General features: G+C 74.1%; 8 protein-coding genes. 3 read left to right on the forward strand and 5 right to left on the reverse strand.

Features of this window, described 5'->3' with window-relative positions:
* The first annotated feature begins 167 nt into the window (after positions 1-167).
* A complete protein-coding gene (locus ACIBEF_RS17115; protein WP_396794239.1) occupies positions 168-1,124 on the forward strand; it encodes a TerC/Alx family metal homeostasis membrane protein in 957 nt (318 codons plus the stop codon).
* A gap of 121 nt (positions 1,125-1,245) precedes the next feature.
* Here ACIBEF_RS17115 and ACIBEF_RS17120 read toward each other — a convergent pair whose 3' ends face one another.
* Genes ACIBEF_RS17120 through ACIBEF_RS17140 form a run of 5 tightly spaced genes read right to left on the reverse strand, consistent with a single transcriptional unit; the run spans position 1,246 to position 3,667 of the window.
* On the reverse strand, positions 1,246-1,971 hold the full coding sequence (locus ACIBEF_RS17120) for a helical backbone metal receptor (RefSeq protein WP_396794240.1): 726 nt from the start codon (positions 1,969-1,971) through the stop codon (positions 1,246-1,248).
* A gap of 56 nt (positions 1,972-2,027) precedes the next feature.
* Positions 2,028-2,588 carry a hypothetical protein gene (locus ACIBEF_RS17125; RefSeq protein WP_396794241.1) on the reverse strand — a complete coding sequence of 187 codons (561 nt, stop codon included), beginning with the start codon at positions 2,586-2,588 and terminating at the stop codon, positions 2,028-2,030.
* Positions 2,585-3,106, reverse strand: coding sequence for a DUF6286 domain-containing protein (locus ACIBEF_RS17130; protein WP_396794242.1), 522 nt, complete (start codon positions 3,104-3,106; stop codon positions 2,585-2,587). Before ACIBEF_RS17130 ends, ACIBEF_RS17125 begins: the two co-directional genes overlap by 4 nt.
* 1 nt (position 3,107) lies before the next feature.
* Positions 3,108-3,479, reverse strand: a complete 372-nt coding sequence (locus ACIBEF_RS17135) for an Asp23/Gls24 family envelope stress response protein (RefSeq protein ID WP_396794243.1) — start codon at positions 3,477-3,479, stop codon at positions 3,108-3,110.
* The gene (locus ACIBEF_RS17140) at positions 3,476-3,667 is read right to left on the reverse strand and encodes a hypothetical protein (protein ID WP_357206039.1); all 192 of its coding nucleotides are present in this window, start codon (positions 3,665-3,667) and stop codon (positions 3,476-3,478) included. Before ACIBEF_RS17140 ends, ACIBEF_RS17135 begins: the two co-directional genes overlap by 4 nt.
* Positions 3,668-3,831: 164 nt before the next feature.
* On the opposite strand from ACIBEF_RS17140, the gene ACIBEF_RS17145 reads away from it, so the two are divergent.
* Complete coding sequence (locus ACIBEF_RS17145; protein ID WP_396794244.1) at positions 3,832-4,707, forward strand: hypothetical protein; 876 nt, start codon at positions 3,832-3,834, stop codon at positions 4,705-4,707.
* Positions 4,708-5,002: 295 nt separating this feature from the next.
* Complete coding sequence (locus ACIBEF_RS17150; protein ID WP_396794245.1) at positions 5,003-6,277, forward strand: hypothetical protein; 1,275 nt, start codon at positions 5,003-5,005, stop codon at positions 6,275-6,277.
* The last annotated feature ends 81 nt before the right edge of the window (positions 6,278-6,358 follow it).

A 6,358-nucleotide genomic window follows, 5' to 3' on the forward strand; every position in this document is an offset into this window, starting at 1 on the left:
GCGGCTCCCCGCCCGCCCGGAGCCTCAGCCACCGCCCGCACTGCTAGCTGCCAGATCATCGCATCGGCCCGCCCCGACTTCGTTCGACCGTCCGATGCCGGGTCGGGCGTTCACCTAGGCTCGAAAAGGGCCGGCCGGCCTGGTTGACGGGCGGTGCGCGGTGGTCGATGCGGAGGGCGTCGGTGGCTGAGGCGACGGTCGCGGTCCCGCTGTGGGCCTGGGCGGCGGTCGGCACGGTGATCGCGGTGCTGCTCGCCGTGGATGTGCTCCTGCACCGGGACAACCACGTCATCGAGCTCCGCGAGGCGTTGCTGTGGAGCGCCGTCTGGATCGGCGCGGGTCTGCTGTTCGGGTTGGTCGTCTGGTGGGGCCTCGGGGGTGACCCGGCCATCGCGTACTTCTCCGGCTATCTGCTGGAGAAGGCGCTCTCGGTGGACAACGTGTTCGTCTTCGCGCTGCTCTTCGGCTACTTCCAGGTGCCGGCGGGCTACCAGCACAAGGTGCTGTTCTGGGGTGTCGTGGGGGCGCTCGTCTTCCGGCTGCTGTTCATCCTCGCCGGTGCCGAGCTGCTGGACCGGCTCGCCTGGGCCGGGTTCGTGCTGGGCGCGTTCCTGATCTGGACCGGCTGGCGGCTGGCCGTACGCGGGAAGCCGGACGTCGACCCGGAACGCAACGTCGTGGTCCGGCTGTTCCGGCGGGTGGTGCCCACCGACGCCCGCTACCACGGTGACCGGTTCACCGCCCGGGTGGCCGGCCGACGGGTGGCGACGTTGCTGCTGGTCGCGCTCGTCGCCGTCGAGGCCACCGACGTGGTCTTCGCCATCGACTCGGTGGCGGCGATCCTTGCCATCACCACGAACACCTTCCTGGTCTGGACGGCCACCGCGTTCGCCGTACTGGGGCTGCGCAGCCTCTACTTCTGCCTCGCCGGCCTGCTGCGACACTTCGGCTACCTGCGGTACGGGTTGGCGCTGCTACTGGCCTTCGCCGGGCTCAAGCTGATCCTCGCCGAGACGCCGGTGGGCAAGCTACCGGTCTGGTTGACCCTCGCCGTGGTGCTGCTGACCCTGGCGGTCTCCATCGGCGCCAGCACCCTGGCCGCCCGCCGCCGAACCGACGCCTGAGCCGCCGGGCCGCTGGCTGAGCCGCCGGGCCGCTGGCTGAGCCGCCGGGCCGCTGGCTGAGCCGCCGGGCCGCTGGCTGGGCCCCGGGCGCGGCGCCCGACCGCCCGGTTGGCGGCGGAGGTCAGCTGGCCAGCACCGGCCGGGACAGCTGGTCGGCGAGCAGCGCGGGCGCCTCGGCCAGGGACGGGCCGTACCAGGTGAGGTGCCGCCCGGAGAGCAAAGCGCACGGTACGCCGGGGAACGCCTCGGGCCCGTCGTCGGCGGTGAACCGGTACGGCTCGTCGGGCAGCACCACCAGGTCGGGCTCCCGCTCGCGTAGCTCGGTGAGGGTCGGGCGGGGATAGCGCTCGGGGTGCTTCTCGTAGGCGTTCGACACGCCGAGGCGACGCAGCACGTCACCGGCGAACGTGTCGCCGCCGAGCACCACCCACGGTCGACGCCAGACCGGCACCACAGCGCTGCGGGTCGCCGGCAGCCGGGGTGGAGTGGCCCAGGCCCGCCGGGCGGCCCGCAGCCAGTCCGGCTCCCTCGACGCACCCAGTTCGGTCAGCAGGTCGCCCAGCTCCGTCAGCGCGCCGGGAACGGTCCGTGGATATGTGACCCGCACCGGCACGCCGGCCGCCCGTAGCGCCTCCGCGTCGGCGCGGCGGTTCTCCTCGACGTTGAGCAGCACCAGGTCCGGCCGCAGCGCGCGCACCCGGTCCAGATCGGGGTACTTGCTGCCGCCGACCCGGGCCACGTCGAGCCCGGCCGGGTGGCTGCACCAGTCGGTGGCCCCGACCAGTGCTCCCGGCATGGTCAGCGCCACCGCCTCGGTCAGGGACGGCACCAGCGACACCACCCGCACCCGCGTACCTCCGTTCGCCGCCGACACCGATCATGCCCCCTCGGGCAGACGTCGGGTCAGGGGTGGCCGGGCTCGATGCGGGCGGTCACGTCGAGGTGCGCGGGCTGGCAGTCGGTCGTCGCCGCGAACCGGCGGACCGCCGCGCGAACGTGCTCGCGTACGCCGGCGGTCGGCGCGTCGGCGGTGAGGTCCACCCGGATCCACACGTCGGGGTGCGGTGGCGCGCCGGTGAGCACCACCCGGGCCCGGCGTACGCCGGGGTTGCCGGTCAGGTCGCGTACCAGCGCGTCGGCGAGGACGTCGGTGGCCAGCCGGGTCCGGCCCGGCCGGCGTCCGGGGTGGCTCAGGGTGCCGCGCAACGTGCCGTCCGGGCCCCGCAGCTCCCGGGTCAGCAGGCGCTGCCCGGCCAGTGCGAGCAGGGCTGCGGCGGCGGCCGCGGCCAGGCCGCTCCACGGCGCGGCCTTCCGCCAATGCTCGACCAGCTCGGCGCTGAGCAGCGCCGCCGCCGGGTCGGCGCCCGGCAACGTGCCGAGGCTGGCCGTCAGCGCCGCCGCGCCGCCCGCGACCAGCAGCAGCGCGATGATGGTCCACAGCAGCCGGTGCCCGGCGTTGGTCACGCCGGCCGTCGCCGAGGCAGCAGCCGGACGTCGATCCGGGCGGGGCGGGGTGCGGTGAGGTGACGCAACTCCTGGTGCACGGCGAACTCGATCTCCGCCCGGGCCGCCGGGTCGCCGGTCGCGCGGACCCGGGGGCGCCACTGGCCGCCGCGCCGTCGGACCCGGACGCGGGCACGGCGGACGCCCGGCACCGCGCTGGCGGCGTCAGCGAGCCGCCGTTCGACACAGCGCCGGTGCAGGTACCAGCCGTCGTGCTCGTCGGCGCGCAGGCGGACCGGTGTCCAGCGACGCAGTTGGGCGACGAGGATGGCCAGGCCCAGCAGGAGAACCCCGCCGGCCACGGCCCGGACGGTGGGGTCGCGCCACCGGGTGCCGCTCAGCGCGTCGAGCCAGCCGCTGGTGTCCAGCGGTGTCGGTCGGTGCAGGGTGAGCAGCAACGCCTGGACGGCCGCCGCCGCGCCACCGAGAAGCAGCGCGGTGGCCAGCAGCAACGAGGCGACCCGGTTGGCGGTGCGCATCTCAACCGTCCTCCGGTGTGGCGGTGCCGACGCCGGAGGAGTCGACGCCGGGGACGAGCAGGTCGTCGACGGTGACGGTCACCACCGCCACGCGGAGCCCGGTCTGGGCGGCCACCCGGTCGGTGACCACCGCCCGGACCGTCTCGGCGATCGTCGGCACGCTGTGCCCGTACCAGGTGATCAGGTGCAGGTCGAGTCCGACGGACCGGTCATCCAGACGGACCGCCGCCGGGCGGACGACGGACACGCCCGGCACGAGGCTGGCCGCCTGCACCGCGATCCGCGCGACGTCCGCCGTGTCGCCAGGGCGGCGTTCGGTCCCGGCGGCCAGTCCGGTGCGGGGGTTCGTCCCCGCGGACGGGCGGGTGGTCATCGCCGCCGCCGAGTGTCGGCGCGGCGGTCGCCGAGACCGGTCATCGCGAGGTCGCCGTCGAGCACCCGGACGACCAGCCAGCCGAGCAGACCGGCGAGCACGGCGAGGGCGGCCACGCCGACGCCGGCGAGCGCCCAGACCGCCACGGCGAGGAACCCGGCGAGGAAGCCGAACTGCTGTCGCGACATGCTCACCTCCGGGCCGGTCCGGTACCGGCGGTCGCTGGATACACCCGGCGGCCATCCCTGGAACATCAACGCTGCTGTGATCCGCGTCACACGAGAAGTCGGTGGCCCATGATCGACCACCTAGACTCGGCCCGGCTCGACCGACCGGCGGATGGATCAGGCAGATGACGAGCATCGGGAGCGACGACCTCGGTTGGCTGCGGGCGATGCCCGCCGAGGCGGGGCGCGACGCGCTGCTCAGCCGCGCCGGCCATCGGGTCCTGGCGGCACGCCGGCTCGCTGACCTGCTCCAGGGCCGGCCGCCCGGCGTCACCGGCAGCCAGTGGACCTCGGCGAGCCGCGCCAGCTTCGACTTCGTGGTCTACGCCGCCGACACCGGCCGTCCGGTCGTCGCCGTCCAGATCGGCCCCGTTCCGTCTCCCGGCTCGGCGCAGCAGCGCGTGGAGCGCCTCACGGACGCGGTGGGCGCGGCCGCCGGCCTGCCCACTCTGCGGATCGGGTCGCCAACCTTGAGCGCCGCCGAGCATGGCCGCCGTCTGGTCGAGTACGTGATCGACGCGCGCGCCTACGCCGCAGGCGGGGCCAGCGCCGCCGGGACCGAACTGGCGGCGGTGGGCTTCCGGGACATCCTGGGCCGGCTGCCGGACGGGCGTACCGGGCCGGTGAACGACCTGGGCGCGCTGACCCGTGTGGCGGCGGTCGAGGCGTACGTGGCCGGGCAGGTGGCCGACCCGATCGTGCGAGGACTGCACGTCCGCTGGGTGGACGGGCCGGCACAGGGGTGGAGTTGGGTGCAGGTACGCCCCGACGCGTGCCTCATCGAGCAGGTCTCGGTGACCGAACACCGCTTCTCCTGCGGCATCGACGCGGCCCGGCTGGCCGAGGATCTCGCCGCCGTCGCCGTGGGGGAACGACTGCGAGAGAACGCCGTCGCCGACCTGCTGTCGCGCGCCGAGTGGACCGCGCAGATCGCCGCGCTGAGCCAGCGCCGCCACGAACTGGTCGGCGGATTCGCCTACGACCACCTCTGCGCCGACTGACCAGCACCCGTTTCACCTGCTGATCCCTGCTCCGTACCGGCTCCGTGTCGGGTCGCGGCAATTTCCTGTGCGTCTGTTGAACCTTCCCGGCCGCCGCCCCGTACTCCTGCGCGAATGAACAGGATCTCCCCATCCGCGTCCACCGGGCGCGGGAGACGGTGCGGAAAGGGCATCGTCGGCCATCGACGCATTACCGGGTAGGTCACGGTGGGTCGCCACCGCGGCGTGCCACCTCACATCCGTCGGTCCGCCGAGGGCAGAAATCCACTACCGGATCGAGAAGGAGAGCAATTCGATGCGCAGGTCCACTCGGGCGCGCCGGCCTTCCGGCAACGCGCGGAGCAAGCGTCTGCTGGCAGTTGTCGGCACGCTCGCGGTCTTCGGCGGAGTTGTCGCCGTGACTCAGATTTCGTCGGCCCAGGACCGGCGGACAAATAAGCCGCGTCCGGCTTCCGGGCAGTGCGTGGAGCCGAGCCCGGGCGCGACCGCGCCGACCGGTGGCGGCTCGACCAGCCGGACCTGGCAGAACGGTCGGTGGGTGCGTAATCACTGGGGTGACGGACAGCAGTCGGTCCCCGAGTGCGAGGACGGCAAGGACGGCACCGTGGGCACCGGCACGGCCATCGCCTGTCCGGACGTGGCGAGCAAGCTGCCGCAGGTGCCGAACCGGGCTCGGGCCGAGGTGGACCGCAACCTCGCCCAGTTGCAGACCCAGATCGCCGAGGCGGACCGCCGGCTCGCCGCCGAGGGCAACAAGGGTGAGGCGTTCATCCGCAACGCGATCCTCCAGCCGTTGGCCGGCAAGCGCCGCGCCGTGCTGGACCGGATCACGACCGCCATCGACCGGGCCGGACCCCGGCCGCAGGGCCTCGCGCAGCTCGCCGAGTGTCAGGTGCAGCCCACCGGCGGGACGGGCGGCAACAACGGTGGCGGCACCACTCCCACCACCACCCCCGGCGGTGGCAACAACGGTGGCGGGAACAACGGTGGCGGGAACAACGGCGGTGGCACCGAGCCCGGCGCCGGGCTCGGCGTGCTCGCCAACGACTGCGACGAGAGCCGGCTCCAGCCGCACGACGGTTTCCAGAACGGCAACCGCTGCGTGAGCACCGAGTTCGGCGAGGTCGGCGCGGCGGCCAACAACCCGTCGCTGCTCATCACCCAGTTCCCTGAGCAGGTCGGCCAGAACCAGCCCTTCACCCTGCGGGTCAGCACCCGCAACCTGGTCCGGGACCGCTTCCTGGCCGCCGGTCAGGGTGGTTACTACGTGGAGAGCTCGCTCCTCAACGACCAGGGCCTGGTCCGCGGTCACTTCCACACCGCGTGCCGGATGCTGGACAGCCTGACCGCTCCGCCGGAGCCGCAGGAGGTGCCCGCGTTCTTCGTCGCGACCGAGGACGGCCGCGGCGGCGCCCAGCCCGACGAGGTGACGATCCAGATTCCGGGCCTGCCGGAGTCCGGCACCGCCCAGTGCTCCGTCTGGGCCGGTGACGGCTCGCACCGCCTGCCGATGATGGAGCGGGCCAACCAGACCCCCGCCTTCGACTCGGTGCGCATCGACGTCAACTGACCTGACGTGCCGGCGGGGGGGGGGGGGGGGCGCGCGCCCGGCCCCGCGGCCGGCCGGGCCGCGGGCGGCCGGGCGCGCGGC

The sequence above is a fragment of the Micromonospora sp. NPDC050795 genome, assembly GCF_044456785.1.
In the GTDB taxonomy this organism is placed as follows: Bacteria; Actinomycetota; Actinomycetes; order Mycobacteriales; family Micromonosporaceae; genus Micromonospora.